The following is a 1,969-nucleotide window of genomic DNA, read 5'->3' as shown; positions in this document are numbered from 1 at the left end:
CCCCAAAGACGTCCCACAGGGCAAAGAACGCCCTTGTGGGCACACTTCGTTGAGTGTACTTGAGGGGTCTTCTCCTCTCCAAAAGTTTTCTCGGCATAAAAGTTCCTCAAAAATTTATAAAGCAATTAATCACTCTGACTGACTACTTTCGTCATTCTCTCGCTCACTAAAAACATAAAATTTGCAACTACTTACTTTCAGTATTTGCAAATTAAGAACACAAAATCAGACTAGCTACTTTCGCTATTCTTTATTTTGGTCAAGCAGTGCGAGTGTATACAAAATGCTAGCGCATTTCTTTACACTCGCTCGCTACGCTTGCTTGTAAGAGAGAAAATTCCCTCTTAACTCCCTTACTATTTTTCTAACGAAAAATGAAAAATAAAAACATAAAAAAATAAAAAAGAGCAGTCGCACAGGACTACTCTTTTTTAATCTAAACAATGAATAAATAATGACTCTAAATTCTTAAATGTTTCTTTTTCTTTATCGTCATCTAACTCAAGATTTTTTATTGCTTTTTTCAAAAGATTAATTTCTTCTTGCGTAAATTCTGCTTTAATACCATTCTCAAAATACATAATATTTGTCGAATTCATTCTTTAATCTCTCCAGTCTCATAATCAATATTTATTCGTCCATACTTACGTTCTTGATACACAGCATCAAAATATAGCCTTATTAAGCCCGTATACGGACGTAAAACGTCATTTATGACTCTTAGACTAGGAAGACCGAATTCAGCTCCTCTAAGACGCAAAAAACGTCTTAATTCGCGCATATTAGCTAAACTATAATCATCAATCAAATCACAAACAATATTTACGATATCCTCTTTGTCTTCTACATCCAACGTCACATATCTATCAATATCAAAATTATTGATTAACTGAATATCAGATTTTTTATATTTGTACTTATTTTTAGCAATCGCATCTTTCGACTCATGCGTAAGATACAGATACATATTTTCCATGCTACTCGCCACAATTTGAACTTTAGCTATACTTTGATCGCCCAACAATCTTTTGATTTTTATTCTAACACTTTCTGCAGTTACAGGATTTTTCGCCACATAAATCACATGATAGTGAGCTTTTTTATATCTTTGACCCTCAACACTACTTAAATCTTTATCGTGCAGAGGACTAATAGCCATAGGAATTCCTAACGATTCTAATTTAGTAAACCAATCGCTCGGTATGCTCTCTGGATATAATAAAAACGTGAAGTATCTTGCTTTTTCTTTAGTCATTTTATAAAATCACCTTGTACAGTAAGTGCATTTTGTAGAGCGGACTTTTGCCAGGTCGCTCTTTTTTTATGCATTTTTCTGCCCTTTCTTGTATTCTTCTAAAGCTAAAGCAATTATTGCTGATTTTGAAAACCCACGTTCTTTAGCCATTTTTTCTAATTCATTATTTTGTTCTTCAGTCAAAGAAATCATAATCCTCTTTTTCTCTGTAGCCATAATTTTATACCTCCTATTTTTATTTATAATATATACCTTTTTACGATTAAAGTGCAACACTTTTATACAAAATCCCGAAATTTAGATAAAAATGTTGGCGTTTTGTTGACTTTTTGTTGATTCTCAAACTCATTGGGAGAGTAAGGCTCAACCCACTTTTTCTATTGATTTGGCACTCGGCACTTATAGGGGGGTCGTAGTAGCCCCCCAGCAACTCTCCCAAATTTCCAAAAAATTAAGGCCCCAAAAAGAAAATTGACTCAAAAATTAAAAACCAAATTTTTAGATCAATTTTCTAAAAACCAAATTCGACAATTCTTTTGGCATTTATTCCAATTTCCTTTTGGAGCGAGCCTCTGACCCCTCAAACTCCCCAAAGACGTCCCACAGGGCAAAGAACGCCCTTGTGGGCACACTTCGTTGAGTGTACTTGAGGGGTCTTCTCCTCTCCAAAAGTTTTCTCGGCATAAAAGTTCCTCAAAAATTTATAAAGCAATT

At 34.2% G+C, this 1,969-nt stretch carries 3 protein-coding genes; all 3 read right to left on the bottom strand.

Going from position 1 to position 1,969, the window contains the following annotated elements:
• Nucleotides 1-431 precede the first annotated feature (431 nt).
• Nucleotides 432-599, bottom strand: a complete 168-nt coding sequence (locus ERX37_RS11505; protein WP_165982050.1) for a hypothetical protein — start codon at nucleotides 597-599, stop codon at nucleotides 432-434.
• Nucleotides 596-1,255 (bottom strand): replication protein, encoded by a 660-nt coding sequence (locus ERX37_RS11130; RefSeq protein ID WP_133430742.1) that lies wholly within the window; start codon nucleotides 1,253-1,255, stop codon nucleotides 596-598. Before ERX37_RS11130 ends, ERX37_RS11505 begins: the two co-directional genes overlap by 4 nt.
• Before the next feature lie 66 nt (nucleotides 1,256-1,321).
• Entirely contained in the window at nucleotides 1,322-1,471 is a 150-nt protein-coding gene (locus tag ERX37_RS11125; protein WP_133430741.1) for a ribbon-helix-helix domain-containing protein, read from the bottom strand.
• Nucleotides 1,472-1,969 lie beyond the last annotated feature (498 nt).

Source organism: Macrococcus hajekii, from assembly GCF_004359505.1.
In the GTDB taxonomy this organism is placed as follows: domain Bacteria; phylum Bacillota; class Bacilli; order Staphylococcales; family Staphylococcaceae; genus Macrococcus; species Macrococcus hajekii.
This window is presented reverse-complemented; position numbering and strand designations above follow the sequence as displayed.

Excerpts from the sequence above, each read along its gene's own strand:
- ERX37_RS11505 (WP_165982050.1), bottom strand. The coding sequence starts at position 599 with ATGAATTCGACAAATATTATGTATTTTGAGAATGGTATTAAAGCAGAA.
- ERX37_RS11125 (WP_133430741.1), bottom strand. The coding sequence starts at position 1,471 with ATGGCTACAGAGAAAAAGAGGATTATGATTTCTTTGACTGAAGAACAA.
- ERX37_RS11130 (WP_133430742.1), bottom strand. The coding sequence starts at position 1,255 with ATGACTAAAGAAAAAGCAAGATACTTCACGTTTTTATTATATCCAGAG.